A 20,520-nucleotide genomic window follows, 5' to 3' on the forward strand; every position below is an offset into this window, starting at 1 on the left:
GTGCCCCAGTGAGCGGCCTGGCCGCCCATGTCTGGCAGTCCTGGTGCAGCTTGCGCGCGCGCGAGCTGGCCGGCGGGCTGCTGATCGGCCTGCTGTTCGGTGTGCTGGATTCCAGCTCGCTGATCTATGTGCTGGACCAGCCGGGATGGCCACTGGCCCTGCTGGGCCAGCTGATCTCGCCGCTCGTGCTGGTGCTGGTGATCGCCCTCGTCTGGCTGCCGGTGGACCGCAGCGATGCACAGCATCCGGCCCGGCCCTGGCGCCTGGCCGCCGCCCTGCTGCTCGGCGCGGGCCTGGCGCTGCTGCTCTTGCAATGGCTGCTGCAGTGGCTGGCCTGGCCCGACGCGATGACGCTGATGATGAAGAAGGAGGGCAAGCCACCCTACGACCGCTGGCACTGGACCGGCATGCTGGGCGACGCGCTGTTCGCCAGCCTCTGCGCCGGCCTGGTGGTGGCACTGCACGAGATGAACCGGCGCCAGCAGGCGCTGGAGCTGGCGATGCAGCGCAGTCTGCAGGAGCAGACGGTGCTCAGGCGCCGCGCCATGGCGTCGCGCCTGGCCACCCTGCAGGCCCAGGTCGATCCGCAATTCCTGTTCGACACCCTGGTCGGCATCGAGCAGGACTATGCGCGCGGCGCGGCCGGCGCGGCCCTGCGCATGGAGCAGCTGATACGCCATTTGCGCGTGGCCCTGCCGCGCCTGCGTGAATCCGGCAGCAGCCTGGAGGCCGAGGCCGAGCTGCTGGAGAGTTATCTGGCGGTGCGCCTGGGGCCGGCATCGCCCGGTCTGCGGCGCGACTGGCCGGCCGAGCTCGGGCAGCTGGCGGTGCCGCCGATGGTGCTGCTGCCGCTGCTGCAACGTGCGCTGGCGCTCAGCGAAGGCGTACCCGGCCCCTGCGAGCTGCGCGCCGAACTGAACGCGCCAGGCTGGCGCGTCGGCCTGCGCTTCGGCCGCCCCGGCCTGTGCGGCGACGCCGCCGAGATGGCCGGCCTGCAGCAGCGCCTGCAAAGCACCACCGACACCCGCACCCGCCTGGCCTGCAGCAGCAGCGCCGACCACACCCTCTTCAGCCTCGAGCTGCACCCATGAACAGCAGTGCCCCCACCGCCATCGTGGCGGAAGACGAAGACACCTTGCGCCATGAGCTGGTCGAGCAGCTCGGCCGGCTCTGGCCCGAGCTCAGCATCGTCGCCGAGGCCAGCGACGGCATCGAGACGCTGCGCCTGCACGAGTTGCACAAGCCCGACCTGATGTTCCTGGACATCCAGATGCCCGGCCTGACCGGCATCGAGGTGGCCCGTCAGGTGGGCGCGCGCAGCCATGTGGTGTTCGTCACCGCCTACGACCAGTACGCGGTGCAGGCCTTTGACGAGGGCGCCGTCGACTACCTGCTCAAGCCCCTGCAGGCGGCGCGCCTGTTCACCGCCATCAACCGCCTCAAGCAGCGCCTGGCGCAGCCGCTGGCGGACCTGAGCGCGGTGCTGGACCGCCTGGCGGCCGCGCCCCGGCTGCTGGAAACAAGAACGCCGCGCCAGCCGCTGCGCTGGATCAATGCCTCGGTGGGCCAGACCCTCAAGCTCATCACCGTGGACGAGGTGCTGTACTTCCAGTCCGACAACAAGTACACGCGCGTCGCGATCCGCGAGGGCGAGGCGCTGATACGCAAGCCGCTCAAGGAACTGGTGGAGGAGCTGGACGCCCAGCAGTTCTGGCAGATCCACCGCTCCACCCTGGTGAACGCGGCCGCGATCGCCGGCGTAACGCGTGACTTCCGCGGCCGCCTGCAGGTCAGGCTGAAGGACAGCGCCGACGTGCTGCTGGTGGCCGAGAGTTACGCCCACCTGTTCAAGCAGATGTAGGACTTTTGGCATCGGCGCAGGCCCTGCATACCATCGGCACTCCCGCCTTGGAGCCGATATGCGAACCAGCCTGCTACTCGTCATGGCCATGCTGAGCGGCAGCCTGCACGCCAGCCCGGCCGCGCCGCCCAATCTGGTGCCACTGACCGAACAGCTGGTGACCTCGGGCCAGCCCTCGGCGGACTGGCTGGCCACGCTGGGCGCGCAAGGTTTTGAGGCGGTGATCTATCTGGCGCCGCCCACCGTCGGCGACGCGCTGCGCGACGAGCCGCTGATCGTGGCGCGCCAGGGCCTGGTCTTCATCAACATCCCGGTGCGCTTCGACGCGCCCAGCGCGCGCGATTTCGAGACCTTCGCGGCCCAGCTCGCGGCCCTCAAGGGCAAGAAGGTGCTGGTGCATTGCCAGGTGAATATGCGCGCCAGCACGCTGAGCTTTCTCTACCGCACCTTGGTGGAGAAGGCCGACCCGCGCCAGGCCTACGAGCAGGTTTCACGCATCTGGACCCCGTCGGGCCCCTGGAAGGCGCTGGTGCAGGAACAGCTGCGCCAGCATCAAATCAACTTTGAACCCTTCTAGCCATGCAATACACCTTGTTTGCACTTGAGCAAGAACTGGCCCTGGTGGGCCACCATCCCGGCCCCGAACGGCTGGAGCAGCTGATGGCCGACGAGTTCGTCGAGCATGGTGCCTCGGGTCGCATCTGGACCAAGCCCCAGCTGCTGGAGCTGATGGCCAAATGGCCGGTGGTGCAGCGCGAGGTCAGCGACTTCAAGGCCGAGGCGCTGGCCGAGAACCTGGCCCTGGTGCGCTACCGCTCGCTGCGCATGGGTCAGCTGAGCCTGCGCGCCTCGGTCTGGAAACGGCAGCCACGCGGCTGGCAGATCGTCTTCCATCAGGGAACACCCGTGTCGCCAACTTGACCGCCGCGGCCGCATGCTCGTCCCACAATCCGCCAGCCAACCGGAGATGAGCACATGGCCGAACACACCCACTACCGCATCTGCCCGCTGTGCGAAGCCTGTTGCGGACTGGAAGTCCGCACCGAGGGCGAGCGGGTTGTCAGCATCCGCGGCGCCGAAGGCGATGCCTTCAGCAGCGGCTACCTCTGCCCCAAGGGCGTGTCGCTGAAGGACCTGCACGAAGACCCCGACCGGCTGCGCCAGCCGCTCATCAAGCGCGACGGCCGCTTCGTGCCCGCCACCTGGGACGAGGCCCTGGCCGAGGTGGAGGCACGCCTGCTGCCCATCCTGCGCGCGCATAGGCCCGACGCGGTGGCCGCCACGGCGGGCAACCCCTCGGCGCACAAGATCAGCCTGCTGGCCTACTTCCCGCGCCTGGTGCGGGCGCTGGGCACGCGCAATGTGTTCTCGGCCTCGACCCTGGACCAGATGCCCAAGCAGCTCAGCAGCGGCCTGATGTACGGCCACTGGCTCTCGATCCCGGTGCCCGACCTGCCGCGCAGCGACCTGCTCATCATCCTGGGCGCCAACCCCATGGTCAGCAACGGCAGCCTCTGGACCGTGCCCGACTACCGCGGCAAGGCGCGCGCAATGCGCGCGCGCGGCGGTCGCATCATCGTGATCGACCCGCGCCGCAGCGAGACCGCCGCGGCGGCCGACGAACACCTACCGATCAGGCCCGGCGGCGATGTGTTCCTGCTGCTGGGCATGCTGCACACCCTGTTCGACGAGGGCCTGGCGCAGCTCAAACACCTGGCCCCGCATGTGAACGGCCTGGACGCGCTGCGCGCCGCCGCCCTACCCTATGCGCCCGAACGCATGGCGGCCGGCTGCGGCATTGCCGCGGCCGAGCAGCGCCGCCTGGCGCGCGCGCTGGCGAGCACGCCGCGCGCCTCCATCTACGGCCGCATCGGCACCTGCACGCAGCGCTTCGGCACGCTCAACAGCTGGCTGATCGATGTGCTCAACATCCTCACCGGCCATCTGGACGCCGAGGGCGGCGCGATGTTCCCCAAGGCCGCCGCCTTCGCGTCCAACACCCAGGGCAGGCCGGGCTCGGGCAAGGGCATCACGACCGGCCGGCGCCACAGCCGCGTGAGCGGCGCGCCCGAGGTGTTTGGCGAGCTGCCGATCAGCTGCCTGGCCGAGGAAATCGAGACGCCCGGCGCCGGCCAGGTGCGCGCCCTCATCACCATGGCCAGCAACCCGGTGCTGTCGGCGCCGAATGGCCCGCGCATTGCCAGGGCGCTGGATGCGCTCGAGTTCATGCTGAGCCTGGACATCTACCTGAACGAGACCAGCCGCCATGCCGACGTGATCCTGCCCGGCCTCTCGCCGCTGGAGGATCTGCATTACGACATGGCCTTCCCCCAGCTCAGCTGGCGCAACCACGCGCGCTTCTCAGGGGCCTTGTTCGCGCGCCCCACCGGCCAGCCGGAGGAATGGGAGACCCTGTTGCGCCTGGCCGCGATGGTGCAGGGCCAGGATTGGCGCGGCGATGTCGGCGCGCTCGACGATGCCTATGTCGCGGCGGATGTGCAGCGCCTGGCGGGCGAGCATGCGGGCGCGGTGCTGGCGGCGCTGGCGCCGCAGCGCGGCCCCGAGCGCCTGATCGACCTGGCGCTGCGCAGCGGCCCCTATGGCGACCGCTTCGGCCTCCAGCCCGAGGGCATCAGCCTAGCCAAGGTGAAGGCCGCGCCCTATGGCCTGGACCTGGGCGAGCTGCGGCCGCGCGTGCCGGAACTGCTGCGCACGCCCTCGGGCCGCATCGAGTTGGCGCCCGCTGCCCTGCTGGCCGATCTGGTGCATGTGGAGGCCGCGCTGGCCACGCCGCCCGCCGAGCTGCTGCTGATAGGCCGGCGCGACACCCGTTCGGGCAATAGCTGGATGCACAACCTGCCGGTGCTGGCCAAGGGCCCGGAGCGCTGCACCCTGCTGGTGAACCCGGCGGATGCCGCGCGCCTGGGCCTTGTGGACGGCGGCCAGGGCCGGCTGCGCAGCGCCGGCGCAGAGCTGCTCGCGCGCATCGAGCTGAGCGCCGAGATGATGGCCGGCGTGGTGAGCCTGCCGCATGGCTGGGGCCATGACCTGCCGGGCGCGCAGCTGGCGCTCGCACGGGAACGCCCGGGCGTGAATCTGAATGCCCTGCTCGACGATGCGGCGCGCGACCCGCTCTCCGGCAACGCCGTGTTGAGCGGCGTGCCGGTGGAACTGTCGCCGGCCTAGCTGTAGGCGTGCGCCAGCAAGGCCTGGATGGCCTCCCGCGCGGCGGGCTCGTCCAGCGTCGGCGCGTGGCCGCGGCCGGGAATCTCCAGCGCCTGCAGCTCGGGCAGGCGCGCGCACATCGCCGCGACGGTGGCGGTCGAGAGGATGTCCGAGCGATCGCCGCGCAGCACCAGCGCGGGCTTGCCCCGGATGGCATCGAACAGCGGCCACAGCGTAGGCGCGGCGCTGCCCGAGCTGACGCCCTGCGCGATCGCCGGGTCGTAGTCGGGCACGGCCAGCTGGCCCTCCATCAGATGCGTGGCCATCACCATGTCCAGCCAGTCGGCCGGGCCGAAGTCGGGGAAGCTGCCGTCGTTGATGCGCTGCAGCCGTGCCAGCACCAGGTCCAGCCCGCCGGGCTCGACCGGCTCGCTCATATAGGCCTGGATACGCGCCACGCCGCGCGGGTCCAGCTCGGGCCCGACGTCGTTCAGCACCACGGCGCGCAGCCGCTTCGGCTGCAACGCGGCCATGATGATGGCCATCAGCCCGCCCAGCGAGGTGCCGATCACGCTGCACTCAGCGAGACCGAGCAGATCGAGCAGGGTGAACATATCGGCCGCGTAGCGGTCGGGGCGGTAGCGGGTGGGGTCGGGGTCGCGCTGCGAATGGCCGCGGCCGCGCTGGTCGGGGCAGATCACGCGGTAGCGCGCGCTCAGCGCCGCGGCCAGGCGATCGAAGTCGCGGCTGTTGCGCGTCAGGCCGGGCAGGCACAACACGCAGGGCGCGCCCGGGCCTGGGCCCGGGTAGTCGCGCGCGAACAGCCGCAGCCCGTCGTCACTGCGGTAGTAACGCTGCAGGTACATGGCTGCCTCAGAACTTCATGTTCACGCCCAGCGTGACGCTGCGCGGCGCGCCGTAATAGCCGCTCAGTATGCCCAGCGCCGGGATGTTGTAGCCGTCGGTGCGGTAGGCCTTGTCGGTCAGGTTGCTGCCCTGCAGCGAGAAGCTGAGGTTCTTGCTGCGCTCCCAGATCAGGCCGGCGGACAGCAGCGCGTAGGCGTCCTGCGCGATGACCTCGCTCAGGTCGGTGGTCGGGTAGACCTTGGTGCGATAGCTCAGGCCCACGCGTGCGCGCAGCAGGCCGCCGAAGGCCGGCTGGCTCAGGTGCTCGAGGTTCAGGCCGCCCTGGAACTTGGGTGCGTTGGAGAACTTCTTGTCCTTGGCGACGTTCACGCCCTTGTCCATGTACTCGTCGTACTTGGCATGCAGGGCAGCGAGGTTGCCGCTGAGGGTCCAGGCCGAGCTGGGGCGCCAGATGAACTCGAGCTCGGCGCCCTGCACGGTGGCCTTGCCGGCGTTGGTGAAATCGCCCAGGAAGGTGGGCGCGCCGTTGATGACCACGGTGCTGAACACCGAGAGCTGCACGTTCTTGTACTTGTTGTGGAAGGCCGCGGCATTCAGCTCCAGCCGGCCGCCGTCCAGCACCATCTTGGAACCCAGCTCGAAGGAGTCGAGGGTTTCGTCCTCGAAGGGCTTGAGCGTGAGCGGGTTGGCGGCGTTGGCGCGCACGTTGTAGCCGCCGGACTTGAAGCCGCGCGAGGCGGTGGCGTACAGATTGGTCGTGCTGCTGAGCTTGTAGTCCATCGACAGCTTGGGCGCGGTGTTGTGCACCTTGCGCGTCTTGTCGAAGTCGGCCGCGGTGGCGATGACCTTGGTGTAGGTGCCGTCCGAGAAGCCCTGGTTGAGCACCACCGCGCGCTTGCTCTCCTCGGTGAGGCGCAGGCCCGCCGTCAGGCTCAGGGCGGGCGTCAGGCGCCAGTTCCAGTCGCCATAGATGGCCGTGCTCTTGGTGTAGACGCGGCCGTTGGTGTTGCCGAAGGAGCGGAACGCTGTATCGGCCAGGAAGGCGTTCAGCACCGTGCCACCGGCGCGGCCATCGAAATGGTAGAGGCCGAACACGCCCGACTGCGAGCCGCCGGCGTCGTAGCTGAACTGCAGTTCGTTGCTGCGCTGGCTGTCGGCATAGCTGGCGCGCACGTCGGCGATCTTGTTGGGCAGGCCGTCGAAGTCGATGCCGGTGGCGGTGTCGCCGCTGCGGTAGGCGCTGATGAACTTGGCGGTCCAGGCGTCCGAGACGTTCCAGGTGGCGGTGAGCGACTGGCCACCACCATGGGTGAAGTTGGCATTCGCCATGCCGCTCGTGATGTCGTAGCGGCTCTCCGGCACCGGCGTCTTGAGCGGATCCCAGGTCTTGTTCACCGCCATGCGCTGGAAGCCGCGCATATTCGAGTCGTCGCGCGTGCGGTCGATGCTAAACAGCAGATTGAAGGGCATGCCGGTGGGGAAGAAGCCGAAGCTGGCACGGCCGGCGGTGGTCTTCTGGTTGCTGACATCGCTGCCGTCCACCAGGTTGTGGCCATAGCCATCGTGGTTCAGGCTGGCCAGGGCCACACGGCCGCGCAGTTGCCCGTCGGCGCTGGCCGCGCCGGCGGCGGCCTTCATATTGATCTGGCCGTGGTTGCCGAGGGCCAGGCTCAGCGCGCCCTCGGTCTCCTTGCCGAGCGGGCGCGACACATACTTGATCGCGCCACCGATGGTGTTCTTGCCGTACAACGTGCCCTGCGGCCCGCGCAGCACTTCCACGCGCTGCACATCGAACACGTCCAGCAGCCCGCCCTGCGGCCGTGCCACATAGACGTCATCGAAATAGATGCCCACGCCCGGGTCCACGCCCCACAGCGGATCGGCCTGGCCGACACCGCGGATGAAGCTAGTGACGGTGGTATTGCTGCCGCGCGCGGCATAGACGGTGAGGTTGGGCACCTGGCCCTGCAGGTCGCCCAGGTTCTTCACGCCCAGGGTCTCCAACGCCTTCTCGGTCATGGCGGTGACGGCCACCGGCACGTCGCGCAGGCTTTCCTCGCGGCGGCGCGCGGTGACGGTCACCGTCTCAAGCGTCGTCACCTCGCTCCTATTCGCCTCGTCGGCAGGCTTGGCCGCGGGCGCGCTCTGTTGTGCCAGGGCGGGGCCGGCAAAGGCCGCGGCCAGGGCCAGGCAGAGGCGGCTGATACGTTGATGGTGCTGATGTTGAGGGATCATGGGGTCTCCGTGTTGTCATGGCCTTGGGCGGCCAGCTGGGCATGTCTTTGCAAAGCCCATGCCCATGCCCGGGTCGACGGCCACAAGCAGGTACAAACCACTAGGGTTTGGGTCAAAACAGGGCGAATGGCCGCGGTTAGTTGGTGCGAGGGCGTGGCACAAGCCACGCCACTGCCTGCAAGGCAGGCAATTGCCCCCCGTTCAGCTGCCCACATTTCAGTCACTGCCTACATTTCAGGCAGCGTCAAGATGCGCCGCGGCGGCTCAAGGCTGGTAGTAGCGCAGCAAGCCCTGCCACAGCGCCAGCGCTTCATGCGCCATGCTGGTGCTGCCGGCCAGGGGCTTGGCGTCGGCAGCCAGCTGCACCATCACCAGCTTGAGGGCCGGATCGATCAGCATCATCTGGCCGAACACGCCCAGCATGGCAAAGCGGCGCGCGTTGCCCGGGAAGGTCCAGAACTGGTAACCGTAGCCGAAGTAAGGGCTGGCCCGGCCGGGCTGGAAGGCCGGCGCATGCAGGTGCCAGTCGGTGGCCTCGCGCAGAAAGCGCGCCGGGATGATTTGCTGGCCGTTGTCGGGGCGCCGGCCATCGTTGGCCAGCAGCACGCCCAGGCGCGCATAGTCGCTCAGCGTGGCGTTGAAGTTGCCCGCCGCGGCCTCCAGGCCGGTGCGGTCGGCACGCCACAGCGCGCTCTGCTCGGCGCCCATCGCCTGCCACAGGCGCGGGCCCAGGTAGTCGCTCAATGACTGGCCGGTGGCGCCGCGCAGCACCGCCGCCAGCATCACCGTCTCGGTGCTGGCGTAGTGAAAGCGCGTGCCCTGCGGCGCGACGCGCTGGTTGAGCTGGCTGGCGGCGGCCTCCAGGCCCTCGCGGCTGGCGGCACGGCCATAGCGGGCCAGATCGTCCTGGCCGTCATAGCGCTCCTCGAAGCGCACGCCCGAGGCCATGCGCAGCAGATTGCGCAAGCTGGTCTGGCCATAAGGGGTGTCGGCCAGGCGCGGCGCATAACGCTCTGCCGTATCGTCCAGCGAGCGCAGCTTGCCCTCCTGCAGCGCCAGCCCGACCGCCAGCGCGACGATGGACTTGGCCATCGAATGCGAGACAAAGCGGTGCTCGGTCCCGCGTTCGTACTGATAGCGCTCAAGCTGCACCACGCCGTCCTTCACGATCATCAGGCCCATCACGCGTTGACGCGCCAGATAGGCGGAGACATCGCGCTCGACGCCATCGTCGGCCACCCAGCGCAGCGCCGGTTCGCTGGCCGCGCGCGGCAGCCGCAAAGGCTGCTCGCTGGCCGGCAACTCATGCACCGGCCCATTCAGGATGCCGGCAATCGCACCCTGGTTGCTGAACGAGCCCACGCGCACCGCTTCGTTGCTGAACCAATCGCTGGCGGTGCCGAGCGGATAGCCCTGCTGGCGCCCCAGCAGATCCTCATCCGGCGCGGCATGCAGCAGCGCAGGCAGCAGCAGGGCCAGCCATACGCAATGCCTGTTCGTCGCCATCACCACCTTGCTGCTGCCCCTGCGAATCTTGTTGGATGGGGCGCATTTCAACAGCATTCCCGGTCGCCCCCAATCCCAGGGACTGGGGGACAATGCGCCGGCCGTGAAACTTCGCTAGGGCGAAGCGGGTAACTGTGGTACATTCGGCCGCATAGAACCGCACAAGACCGTTTCTTCAAGGTCTTCAATCTGCAGCCCCGCCGTACGTTCGCTTCATTCGTCGCGCCAGGCTCGCTCCAGTTTTAACTCCCCGTTTGACTGTTCTTGAGTGTTTCTGTCTCCGCAGGCCATGTGGCCGCGGAGTGTTTTTCAATTTTTTCCTAAGGAACAGATCATGACGACTATGCAAACCGGTACCGTGAAGTGGTTCGACGACGGCAAGGGCTTTGGCTTCATCACTCCCGATGACGGCTCCAAGGACCTGTTCGCCCACCACAGCGAAATCCGCAACAACGGCGGCTTCCGCACCCTGGCCGAAAACCAAAAGGTCGAGTTCGAAGTGAAGCAAGGCCCCAAGGGCCTGCAAGCCGCCAACATCCGCGGCGTGTAATTCACGGGGCCGGGCGGCGCTTTCGAGTTCCGCCCAGCCTCTGAACTCAGCCTGGGAAGGCTGAGACCCTGGTGCAAGCCAGGGTCTCTATCCGCAAGCAGCGTTGACCCAACAACTTCTGCCTTGCGATTGCATGCAGTGACCCGTGTCACTCATCTGCGCGACCCGATGCGCAGCGGCTCCGTGATGAGCCAAACCCGGTGCTCTGCACCAACTCCCTTTCATCGCAATCCGCGCCAAGACGGTTTCCCTATTCGCTCACGCCACAGGGACGGCATCAAGGCGCACACCTCAAAAGACTATGCAAACTACAAAAAGCATTGAGGTGGGGCGTTTCCTTGTCTCACCTTTCAGCAAACCCACCCATGACGGCGGCTTCGCAGCCTCGGTCTCGATACGCTCAGGCCAGGGCATGGCCAGCCATGACCGCGTGATGCGCTTCACGCCGCGCTTTGCCACCCAGCGTGCCGCCATCGCCTATGCCACCCGCGAGGGCGTGGCCTGGGTCAGCAAGCTCCACTGAGGCCGGCCGTCAGGGGTCAGGTCTTGCCTGCCGCCGCCACACCGCCGCCCAGCGCCTTGTAAAGCTGCACGCCGTTGACCAGCTGTGCCAGCCGCAGTTGCAGCGCCGCCTGGCGCGCCGCATAACTTGCGCGCTGGGCGTCCAGCAATTCCAGCGAACCGGACGCGCCGTTGGCAAAGCGCAGCTCCACCAGGCGCAGACGCTCGGCCTCGGCCGCGGCCTGCGCATCCTGGGCGCGCGCCTGCTCGGCCAGCGTGGCCCGGCCCGCCAGCGCATCGGCCACCTCTCGGAAGGCGCTCTGCACCGCTTTCTCGTACTGCGCCACGGCGATTTCGCGCGCTGCCTTGGCCGCGGCCAGGTTGGCTTCGTTGCGGCCGCTGTCGAAGATCGGCAGCAGCAGTTGCGAGGCAAAGCTCCAGGCGGTGTTCTTGAACAGGCCGTCGAGCTCGGCGCTGGCCGTACCCAGGCTGGTGGTGAGCGTGATGCTGGGGAAGAAGGCCGCACGCGCCGCGCCGATATTGGCATTGGCGGCGCGCAGCTGGCTCTCGGCCTGCAGCACATCGGGCCGCTGTACCAGCACCTCGGAGGGCAGGCCGGCGGGCAGCTCGGCGAGTTGTTGCGCGTCCAGGGCCCGGCCCGCCGGCAGATCCGCCGGCAAGGGCTGGCCAAGTAAGAGCACCAGGGCATTCTCGTCCTGCGCGCGCTGGCGCTCGGCCTGGGCCAGCGCCGCGCGCGCGGCCTCTAGCGCGGACACCGCGCCGGCCAGATCCAGGCTGGAGGACGCGCCCTTGTCGAAGCGCAGCTTGATGAGGCGATGGCTGTCCTCGCGCGTTGCCAGGGTCTGGCGCGCCAGCTGCAGCAGTTCCTCGTCGGCCTGCAGGCCCAGATGGGCGGAGGCCACCGCGGCCACCAGGCTCAGCTGGGCCGCGCGCGCACCTTCGGCGCTGGCCAGATAGCGCTGCGTGGCCGCGTCGCTCTGATTGCGCAGCTTGCCAAACAGATCCAACTCATAGGCGCTGATCTGCAGGCCGGCCTGGTAGCTGCTGGTGATGCTGTCGTCCTTGCCGGGCTGGCGCGCACTGGCCAGACCAAGACCCACGGTGGGCAGCCGGTTCGCGGCACTGACGCGCGCCAGCGCGCGCGCCTGCTCCACATTCAGCAGGGCCACGCGCAGATCGCGGTTGTTCTGCAGCGCCAGCTCGATCAGCCTTTGCAAGCGCGCATCGGCGTAATAGCGCTGCCAGCCCAGCTGCGCGGCTGCCTCGGCACCCTGGCTGGGCTGTGCCCAGGTCTGCGCCACCGGTGCGGCCGGGCGCTGGTGCTCGGGCGCGAGGTTCACACAGCCGCTCAGGGCCGCGGCCATGATGAGAGTGAGGGTCAGGTGTTGCTTGATCTGTTTCATTTCAGCGCCCCTCCGCCGTGTGGGTGGCTTCGCTCAACGCCGCCTCATGCGCATACAGCCGCCGCTGCCGGTCGCTGCCCTTGAAGATGCGTCGCACCACCAGGAAGAACACCGGCACGAAGATCACCGCCAGCACCGTGGCCGAGATCATGCCCGACAGCACGCCGGTGCCGATGGCGCGCTGGCTGGCCGAGCCCGCGCCGGTGGCGAAGAACAGCGGCGTCACGCCCAGGATGAAGGCCATCGAGGTCATGATGATGGGGCGGAAGCGCAGGTGGCAGGCCTCCAGGATGGCCTCGATCAGGCCCTTGCCCTCGGCCTGCAGGTCCTTCGCGAACTCGATGATCAGGATGGCGTTCTTGGCCGACAGGCCGATGATGGTGATCAGGCCCACCTTGAAGTAGACGTCGTTGGGCATGCCGCGCAGGCTGGCACCGGCCAGCGCACCCAGCAGACCCAGCGGCACCACCAGCAGCACCGACAGCGGGATCGACCAGCTCTCGTACAGCGCCGCCAGACACAGGAACACCGCCAGCAGCGAGAAGGCCAGCAGGATGGTGGCTTGCGAGCCCGAGAGCTGCTCCTCGCGCGACAGGCCGGTCCACTCATAGCCGATGCCCGGCGGCAGCTGCTTGACCATCTGCTCCAGTTCGGCCATGGCCGCGCCGGTGGAGGCGCCGGGCGCAGCGTCGCCGGCCAGGCGCATCGCCGGGTAGCCGTTGTAGCGCGTGGCCTGCATCTGGCCGGTGATCCAGTGCGTCTTCGCAAAGGCGGACAGCGGCACGCTCTGGCCCTTGCTGTTGCTGACATTCAGGCGCAGCAGGTCCTCGGGCTGCATGCGGGCGGCCGCATCGGCCTGCACCACCACGCGCTGCAGGCGGCCGCTGCTGGGGAAGTCGTTCACGTAAGCCGAGCCCAGCTGGGTACCGATCACCGCGGCGATCGCGTCGTAGCTCACACCCAGGGCGTTGGCCTTTTCGCGGTCGATGTCCAGCTGCAGCTGCGGTGCGTCTTCCAGGCCGTCGGGGCGCATGCCGGTGATGAGCTTGCTCTGGCTGGCCATGCCCATCAGCTGGTTGCGCGCGTTCAGCAGCGCCTCGTGGCCAAGGCCGGCACGGTCCTGCAGGCGCAGGGCAAAGCCGGTGGCCGTGCCCAGCTCGGGGATGGGCGGGGGCGAGAGCGGGAAGATGAAGGCATCGCGCACCGTCGCCATCATCGCGCCGAAGGCGCGGCCGGCCAGCGCCGAGGCGCTGTGCTCGGGGCCGACGCGTTCCTCCCAGGGCTTGAGCGGCACGAACACCAGCGCGGCGTTCTGGCCCTGGCCAGAGAAGGAGAAGCCGATCACGCCCACGGTGTGCTGCACCTCGGGCTGCTTGAGCATGAAGTCCTCGACCTGCTTGACGGCCGCCTCGGTGCGGCTGGCGGTGGCACCCGGAGGCAGCTGCACATTCACGATCAGATAGCCCTGGTCCTCGTTGGGCAGGAAGGAGGTGGGCATGCGGGTATAGAGCAGGCCCACGGCCGCCACCACCACGCCATAGACGATCAGCATGCGGCCGCTCTTCTTCAGGAGCCTGGCCACCCAACCCTCATAGCCCTTGGCGGTGCGCGCAAAGCCGCGGTTGAACCAGCCGAAGAAGCCGGTCTTGGCGTGGGCATGGCCGGCCTGCACCGGCTTGAGCAGGGTGGCACACAGGGCGGGCGTGAGCGTCAGCGCCATCAGCGCCGACAGCAGCATGGAGGCCACCATCGCGAGCGAGAACTGGCGATAGATATTGCCCACCGAGCCGGCGAAGAAGGCCATCGGCACGAACACCGACACCAGCACCACGGTGATGCCGATGATGGCGCCCGAGATCTGGCTCATCGCCTTGCGCGTGGCCTGCAGGGGTGCAAGCCCCTCCTCGTTCATGATGCGCTCGACGTTCTCCACCACCACGATGGCGTCGTCGACCAGGATGCCGATCGCCAGCACCATGCCGAACAGCGTCAGCACATTGATGGAGAAACCCATCCACAACATGATGGCGAAGGTGCCCAGCAGGGCCACCGGCACCACGATGGTGGGAATCAGGGTGTAGCGCCAGTTCTGCAGGAACAGGAACATCACCAGGAACACCAGCACGACGGCCTCGACCAGGGTCTCGACCACCTGGCTGATGGAGATCTTCACGAACTTGGACGAGTCGTAGGGAATCGCGTAGTGGATGCCCTCGGGGAAGTAGCGCTGCAGTTCCTGCATGCGCTGCTTCACCGCGCTGGCCGAGGCCAGCGCGTTTCCGCTGGGCGCGAGCTGGATGCCGATGCCGGTGCTGGGCTTGCCGTCCAGGCGCGAGTAGGAGCCGTAGCTCTGGCCGCCCAGCTCGATGCGCGCTACGTCCTTGAGGCGCACGCTGGAGCCGTCGGTGTTGGCGCGCAGCACGATGTTACGGAACTGGTCCACCGTCTCGAGCTGGCCCTTCACCACCACCGTGGCCGACATGGTCTGGCTGGAGAGATTGGGCAGCTCGCCGATGGAGCCTGCGGGCACCAGCGCGTTCTGGGCGCGGATGGCGGCATTCACCTCGGCCGGACTGATGTTGAACGACAGCAGCTTGGCCGGGTCCAGCCAGATGCGCATGGCGCGCTCGGTGCCGAACAGCTGGGCCTGGCCGATGCCGGGCAGGCGCTGCAGCTCGGGGATGATGTTGCGCGAGGCATAGTCGCCCAGCGCCACCGGGTCCAGCGAGCCATCCTTGCTGGAGAGCGTGACGAACAGCAGGAAGTTGCTGCGCGCCTTGTCCACGCGCACGCCCTGCTGCACCACCTGGGCGGGCAGGCGCGGCGTGGCGCGGCCGAGGCGGTTCTGGATCTCGACCTGGGCCAGGTCGATATTCGTGCCGGGCTCAAAGGTGACGGTGATGGCGCCGGTGCCGTTGGCCTGGCTGACCGATTCCATATAGGCCAGGCCCGGCGCGCCATTGAGCTCCTGCTCGATGACGGAGACCACGCTCTCGTCCAGGGTCTTGGCCGAGGCGCCCGGGTAGGCGGTGCTGATCACCAGCGAGGGCGGCGCCACCGTGGGGTATTGCGCCACCGGCAGCTTGGTGATCGAGACCGCGCCGAACACCAGGATGAACAGGGCGATCACCCAGGCGAACACCGGCCTGTCAATGAAGAAACGTGACATAGGTGCTGTCTCCTCGGCTTAGCGGCTGGCGGCCGAGGCTGCGGGCGCGGGGCTCCACGGCACCGGGTTCACCGGCGCGCCGGGCACGAACATCTTTTGAAAACCGTCCACGATGACCTGATCGCCGGGCTTGAGGCCGTCCAGCACCACCCATTGATTACCCTGGGCGCCGCCCAGCTTGACCAGGCGCGGCTCGGGCTTGTTGCCGGCGCCGACGACCAGCACCGAGTCGCCCTGCTTGCTGCGCTTGACCGCCTGCTGCGGCAGCAGCATGCCGGCCGGCAACTCGCCCTGCGCCAGGCGCACCCGCACATACTGGCCGGGCAAGAGCTGACCCTCGCTGTTCGGCAACTCGGCGCGCAACAGCACCTGGCCAGTGCTGGCGTCCACGCTCAGGTCGGTAAAAAGCAATTTGCCTGGCTTGGCCAGCTCGCTGCCGTCGTCGAGAACAATGCGCACCTGCGCCGCCTGGGCGCCGGCCGAGCGCAGCTGGCCACGGGCCAGCGCGGCGCGCAAGGCCTGCACCTCGTTGGCGCTCTGGGTGAAGTTGACATAGACGCTGGCGGCCTGCTGGATCAGCGCCAGCTGGGTGGCCTCGGCGGCGCTCACCAGCGCGCCCTCGGTCACCAGGGCGCGGCCGATGCGGCCCGAGATCGGCGCCCTCACCTGGGCGTAGTCCACATTCAGCCTGGCGCTCTGGATCGCGGCCTTGGCGGCGGCCACATCGGCCTCGGCCGACTTGGCGGCCGCCACCGAGCTGACGTATTCCTGCTGGCTGATCGCCTTGGCCTCCACCAGGGGCTTGTTGCGCTCGGCCTGTGCCGCCGCCTGGGCCAGATTGGCCTGGGCCTTGGCCAGGCTGGCCTGGGCGCTTTCCAGCGCGGCCTGGTAGGGGGCTGGATCGATCTGGAACAGCGGCTGGCCGGCCTTGACCTCGCTGCCCTCGGTGAACAGGCGTTGCAGCACCACGCCGTTGACGCGGGCGCGCACCTGGGCCGTGCGCTGGGCCTCCACGCGGCCCGGCAGCTCGGTCTGCAGCGCCACCGCCTGCAGCTCGGCCTTCAACACGCCCACCGTGGCCGGCGGCGGCATGCCAGTCGCGCCGGCGGGCTTGTCGGCGCCGCCGCAGGCGCTCAGCGCCGCGACCACCGCGACCACCAGGGGCAGCAGGTACAGCGTACGGGCACGCAGGCCGCAAGAAGCGGATGACGAGCTCGTTGCGATTTGTTGTTGGCGTGGCTGCACGATGCGTTCCTCTCTGAATTTCAACAGGGCCGAAGTATATACATACATTCGCGTATGTATGTTTATTGGCCTAAAATCCCTGCATCATGGCCAGGAAAACCAAGCAAGAAGCAATGGAGACGCGCCACCGCCTGCTCGACGCGGCGGAGCAGCTGTTCCACCAGCACGGGGTGTCTCGCACCTCGCTGCAGGACATCGCCCAGGCCGCCGGCCTGACACGCGGCGCGATCTATTGGCATTTCGAGGACAAGGCCCAACTCTTCAACGCCATGATGGAACGCGCCACCATGCCGCTGGAAGAAGGCATGACGGCGGCGGCGGAGGAGCCTGCCCAGCTGAGCCTGGCTGAGCTGCGCTGGGGCCTGGTGAACGTCTTCTACTCGGCCATGCACAACCAGCGCACCCGGCGTGTGTTCGAGATCGCGATGCAGAAGGTCGAGTACACGGGCGAGCTGCAGGCCCTGAAGGAGCGCAAGCTCAGCGCCCATCGCGACTGGCGCGCACAGAACCAGGCGGCGTTCGACCATGCGGTGGCCTTGGGCCAGCTGCCCAGGGCGGTGGATACCCGCATCGCCGCGATCGCCCTGGTGGCCCTGGTGGACGGGCTGATACACCAATGGATCATGGACCCCGAATCCTTCGACCTGATGCAGGTGGGCCAGGCCAGCGTGGAGGGCTTTCTGACCAGCCTGGCGCAAAGCGGCCACGCCCTGCTGCCGCCCATGAGCGCCGAGGAACGGGCCCGCCTGGGCCAGCAAGGCATTTGCCGGCGCGCGGCACAAAGCCACACCGAATGACCTTTCAAGCCCCGGGCCTTCGTCGGGAGGGTTCGGGTTTGTGCCGAGTCAAGGGACAATCGCGGGTTGCCCGCGCCTGATTGATCCGAAAGCCCTGCCGTGTCCGCCCATCCAGCCATCACTCCGCCCAAAGCCTCCAAGGCCCTGACGGCCTACCGCCCGTTCTGGGCCAAGCGCTTTGGCGTGGCGCCCTTCCTGCCGATGAGCCGGGCCGAGATGGAGCAGCTGGGCTGGGATTCCTGCGACATCATCATCGTCACCGGCGACGCCTACGTGGACCATCCCAGCTTCGGCATGGCGGTGATAGGCCGCACGCTGGAGGCGCAGGGCTTTCGCGTCGGCATCATCGCGCAGCCCGACTGGCAAAGCGCCGATCCCTTCAAGGTGCTGGGCAAGCCGAACCTGTTCTTCGGCGTGGCGGCCGGCAATATGGATTCGATGATCAACCGCTACACCGCCGATCGCAAGATCCGCAGTGACGATGCCTACACGCCCGGCGGCGAGGCGGGCAAGCGGCCGGACCGCGCCACCCTGGTCTACACCCAGCGTTGCAAGGAGGCCTGGAACGATGTGCCGGTGGTGATAGGCGGCATCGAGGCCAGCCTGCGCCGCATCGCCCATTACGACTACTGGAGCGACAAGGTGCGCCGCTCCATCCTGGTGGACGCCAAGGCCGATCTGCTGGTGTATGGCAACGCCGAACGGGCGATCGTCGAGATCGCGCATCGCCTCGCGCAACGCAAACCCATCGAGAGCATCACCGATGTGCGCGGCACCGCCTTCATGCGCCGCACGAACGACCCCACGGCCACCGGCTGGTTCGAGCTGGACTCCAGCTCGGTGGACCTGCCCGGCCGCGTGGACGAGCTGATCAGCCCCTACCAGGAGATCGCGCAGGAGAGCTGCGACAGCGCCACGGCCGCCAACGCGCAGAAACCGATCACCATCCACCGCAGCGGCAAGATCGCCCTGCCGCCGCGCGAGCAGACCGTGATACGACTGCCGGCCTACGAGCAGGTGAAGAGCGACCCGGTGCTGTACGCCCATGCCAATCGCGTGCTGCATCTGGAGACCAACCCCGGCAACGCGCGCGCCCTGGTGCAGCGCCACGGCGAGCGCGACCTCTGGATCAACCCGCCGCCGATCCCGCTCAGCACCGCCGAGATGGACCATGTGTTCGACCTCAACTACGCCCGCGCGCCGCACCCGCGCTATGCGGACGAGCATGGCGGTCATGATGGCGCGACCAAGATCCCGGCCTGGGAGATGATCCGCTTCAGCGTCAACATCATGCGCGGCTGCTTCGGCGGCTGCACCTTCTGCTCGATCACCGAGCATGAGGGCCGCATCATCCAGAGCCGCTCGGAAGACTCGGTGATACGCGAGATCGAGGAGATGCGCGACAAGGTGAAGGGCTTCACCGGCGTGGTCTCGGACCTCGGCGGCCCCACCGCGAACATGTACCGCATCGGCTGCAAGTCGCCCGAGATCGAGGCCGCCTGCCGCAAGCCCAGCTGCGTCTACCCCGGCATCTGCCAGAACCTGCAGACCGACCATGGCCCCCTGATCCAAATGTACCGGCGTGCCCGCGCGCTCAAGGGCGTGAAGAAGATCCTGATCGGCTCGGGCCTGCGCTACGACCTGGCGATCAAGTCGCCCGAGTACATCAAGGAACTGGTGACCCACCATGTGGGCGGTTACCTGAAGATCGCGCCCGAGCACACCGAGGGCGGGCCGCTGTCCAAGATGATGAAGCCGGGCATAGGCACCTACGACAAGTTCAAGCAGCTGTTCGAACAGGCCAGCGAGGAAGCCGGCAAGAAGCAGTACCTGATCCCCTACTTCATCGCCGCCCACCCCGGCACCGCCGACGAGGACATGATGAACCTCGCGGTGTGGCTGAAGAAGAACGGCTTCCGCGCCGACCAGGTGCAGACCTTCTACCCCAGCCCCATGGCCACCGCCACGGCGATGTACCACACGGGCAAGAACCCGCTGAAGAAGATCACGCGCAATCCTGAGACGAGCGAGACGGTGGACATCGTGCGCGGCGAGCGCCGCCGCCGCCTGCACAAGGCCTTTCTGCGCTACCACGATGCCAACAACTGGCCCCTGCTGCGCGAGGCCCTGCAGGCGATGGGCCGGGCCGATCTGATCGGCAACGGCAAGCACCACCTGATCCCGACCTACCAGCCGATGACCGATGGCAGCTACGAAAGCGCGCGCCGCAAGAACTCGACGCCGGTGAAGCCCTGCAGCGCCAAAGCCCTGTCCAAGCAGCCGGCCAAGCCCGCCGGCACGGCGCCGCGCAAGGGTCAGATCTTGACCCAGCACACCGGACTGCCGCCACGCGAGACCGGCAGCCGACCGGCACGGCCATCGAGCCGACCCGGCACACCCAAGCCGCCCAAACGTTGATCAGGGGCTGATCAGGGCCGGGGCGGTGGCTCCTCTGGCGTTTGGGCTGGCTGCGCCTGCCAGGCGCGCCACAACCTGAGCGCCTGCAAGCCCGTCTTCAGCAGGCCCAGCAGACCGGCCAGCTTGGCCGGGCGGCGCAACATCAGCACCACGCCGGCCACCCCCAGGCCGGTGGCCGCCGCCCGCCAGGGCGGTGGCAGGCCGCGCACCAGGCGCAGGCCGCGCCAGGCCCAGGGCATCCAGCCCAGTGGCCGCAGCAACTCGGCCACATCGGCCTGCAGATCGCCCCGCAGCGTGGCGCTGCGCAGGCGCAATTCCAGCTGGCGCAAGCGCAGCCTCTGTTCGGCAGCGCGCCAGATCATGATGACGAACTCCCCAGCGCGTCACGATCGCGCGCCAGTTCGGCGGCGCTGGCGGCGAACACCCCCTCGGGGCTTTGCAATCGCTCGCGTGCCTGCCCCAGCAAGGCGTAGCCCAGGCCGGCATACAGCAGGCACAGCCCCATGGCCACCGCCCAGCGCCAGCCCTCGGGGCTCAGCAGCAGCAGGGCCAGGCTCAGCATCACCACCGCCGCCGTCAGCAGCATCACCGCCAGCAGGGCCGTCACCAGGGCCGAGACCAGGCGCAGCTTCTCGGCCTCGAGCTCGGTGCCCAGCAGTTCCAGGCGCAGCTGCAGCAGCTCCAGCAGATGGCCGCCCAGACGCTGCAGGGCAGGCTTCAGACCGCTGCCGGCACCATCATCGCTTGCGGGGCTGCTCATGCCTCATCTCCGTGTGAACGAA

At 68.3% G+C, this 20,520-nt stretch carries 16 protein-coding genes; 8 read left to right on the forward strand and 8 right to left on the reverse strand.

The features are described from left to right. The first annotated feature begins 8 nt into the window (after positions 1-8). The 5 genes from WG898_RS09000 to WG898_RS09020 are packed head-to-tail and all read left to right on the forward strand — an operon-like array spanning position 9 to position 5,047. Positions 9-1,091, forward strand: a complete 1,083-nt coding sequence (locus WG898_RS09000) for a histidine kinase (RefSeq protein ID WP_339602437.1) — start codon at positions 9-11, stop codon at positions 1,089-1,091. After that, positions 1,088-1,861 carry a LytR/AlgR family response regulator transcription factor gene (locus tag WG898_RS09005; RefSeq protein WP_339602438.1) on the forward strand — a complete coding sequence of 258 codons (774 nt, stop codon included), beginning with the start codon at positions 1,088-1,090 and terminating at the stop codon, positions 1,859-1,861. The genes WG898_RS09000 and WG898_RS09005 overlap by 4 nt, the downstream gene beginning before the upstream one ends. A gap of 58 nt (positions 1,862-1,919) precedes the next feature. Further along, entirely contained in the window at positions 1,920-2,438 is a 519-nt protein-coding gene (locus WG898_RS09010) for a protein tyrosine phosphatase family protein (protein ID WP_339602439.1), read from the forward strand. A gap of 2 nt (positions 2,439-2,440) precedes the next feature. Further along, positions 2,441-2,782 carry a nuclear transport factor 2 family protein gene (locus WG898_RS09015; RefSeq protein WP_339602440.1) on the forward strand — a complete coding sequence of 114 codons (342 nt, stop codon included), beginning with the start codon at positions 2,441-2,443 and terminating at the stop codon, positions 2,780-2,782. A 54-nt stretch (positions 2,783-2,836) separates the two neighbouring features. Continuing rightward, positions 2,837-5,047: a molybdopterin-dependent oxidoreductase gene (locus WG898_RS09020; protein ID WP_339602441.1), complete on the forward strand. Its 2,211-nt coding sequence runs from the start codon at positions 2,837-2,839 to the stop codon at positions 5,045-5,047. On the opposite strand, the gene WG898_RS09025 is transcribed toward WG898_RS09020, so the two are convergent. The 3 genes from WG898_RS09025 to WG898_RS09035 all read right to left on the reverse strand — a co-directional run bounded on the left by WG898_RS09025 (position 5,044) and on the right by WG898_RS09035 (position 9,634). After that, positions 5,044-5,892: an alpha/beta fold hydrolase gene (locus WG898_RS09025; RefSeq protein WP_339602442.1), complete on the reverse strand. Its 849-nt coding sequence runs from the start codon at positions 5,890-5,892 to the stop codon at positions 5,044-5,046. The two genes, WG898_RS09020 and WG898_RS09025, sit on opposite strands and share 4 nt — an antisense overlap. A 7-nt stretch (positions 5,893-5,899) precedes the next feature. Further along, positions 5,900-8,128, reverse strand: a complete 2,229-nt coding sequence (locus WG898_RS09030; protein ID WP_339602443.1) for a TonB-dependent receptor — start codon at positions 8,126-8,128, stop codon at positions 5,900-5,902. Positions 8,129-8,392: 264 nt separating this feature from the next. Beyond that, a complete protein-coding gene (locus WG898_RS09035; protein ID WP_339602444.1) occupies positions 8,393-9,634 on the reverse strand; it encodes a serine hydrolase domain-containing protein in 1,242 nt (413 codons plus the stop codon). A gap of 343 nt (positions 9,635-9,977) precedes the next feature. Here WG898_RS09035 and WG898_RS09040 point away from each other — a divergent pair, with 343 nt between their 5' ends. Continuing rightward, entirely contained in the window at positions 9,978-10,184 is a 207-nt protein-coding gene (locus WG898_RS09040; RefSeq protein WP_339602611.1) for a cold-shock protein, read from the forward strand. 539 nt (positions 10,185-10,723) lie between these two features. On the opposite strand, the gene WG898_RS09045 is transcribed toward WG898_RS09040, so the two are convergent. The 3 genes from WG898_RS09045 to WG898_RS09055 are packed head-to-tail and all read right to left on the reverse strand — an operon-like array spanning position 10,724 to position 16,469. Next, a complete protein-coding gene (locus WG898_RS09045) occupies positions 10,724-12,109 on the reverse strand; it encodes an efflux transporter outer membrane subunit (RefSeq protein ID WP_339602445.1) in 1,386 nt (461 codons plus the stop codon). A gap of 1 nt (position 12,110) precedes the next feature. Then, on the reverse strand, positions 12,111-15,278 hold the full coding sequence (locus tag WG898_RS09050; protein ID WP_339602446.1) for an efflux RND transporter permease subunit: 3,168 nt from the start codon (positions 15,276-15,278) through the stop codon (positions 12,111-12,113). Positions 15,279-15,296: 18 nt separating this feature from the next. Next, a complete protein-coding gene (locus WG898_RS09055; protein ID WP_339602612.1) occupies positions 15,297-16,469 on the reverse strand; it encodes an efflux RND transporter periplasmic adaptor subunit in 1,173 nt (390 codons plus the stop codon). Positions 16,470-16,636: 167 nt separating this feature from the next. Here WG898_RS09055 and WG898_RS09060 point away from each other — a divergent pair, with 167 nt between their 5' ends. After that, the gene (locus WG898_RS09060; protein ID WP_339602447.1) at positions 16,637-17,320 is read left to right on the forward strand and encodes a TetR family transcriptional regulator; all 684 of its coding nucleotides are present in this window, start codon (positions 16,637-16,639) and stop codon (positions 17,318-17,320) included. A 99-nt stretch (positions 17,321-17,419) separates the two neighbouring features. Beyond that, positions 17,420-19,738 carry a YgiQ family radical SAM protein gene (locus WG898_RS09065; protein ID WP_339602448.1) on the forward strand — a complete coding sequence of 773 codons (2,319 nt, stop codon included), beginning with the start codon at positions 17,420-17,422 and terminating at the stop codon, positions 19,736-19,738. 11 nt (positions 19,739-19,749) lie between these two features. On the opposite strand, the gene WG898_RS09070 is transcribed toward WG898_RS09065, so the two are convergent. Together WG898_RS09070 and WG898_RS09075 are read right to left on the reverse strand one after the other, a co-directional pair. Further along, entirely contained in the window at positions 19,750-20,100 is a 351-nt protein-coding gene (locus tag WG898_RS09070; RefSeq protein WP_339602449.1) for a hypothetical protein, read from the reverse strand. Then, a complete protein-coding gene (locus WG898_RS09075) occupies positions 20,097-20,498 on the reverse strand; it encodes a phage holin family protein (protein ID WP_339602450.1) in 402 nt (133 codons plus the stop codon). Before WG898_RS09075 ends, WG898_RS09070 begins: the two co-directional genes overlap by 4 nt. Between the last annotated feature and the right edge of the window lie 22 nt (positions 20,499-20,520).

Source organism: Paucibacter soli, assembly GCF_037482845.1.
In the GTDB taxonomy this organism is placed as follows: domain Bacteria; phylum Pseudomonadota; class Gammaproteobacteria; order Burkholderiales; family Burkholderiaceae_C; genus Paucibacter_B; species Paucibacter_B soli.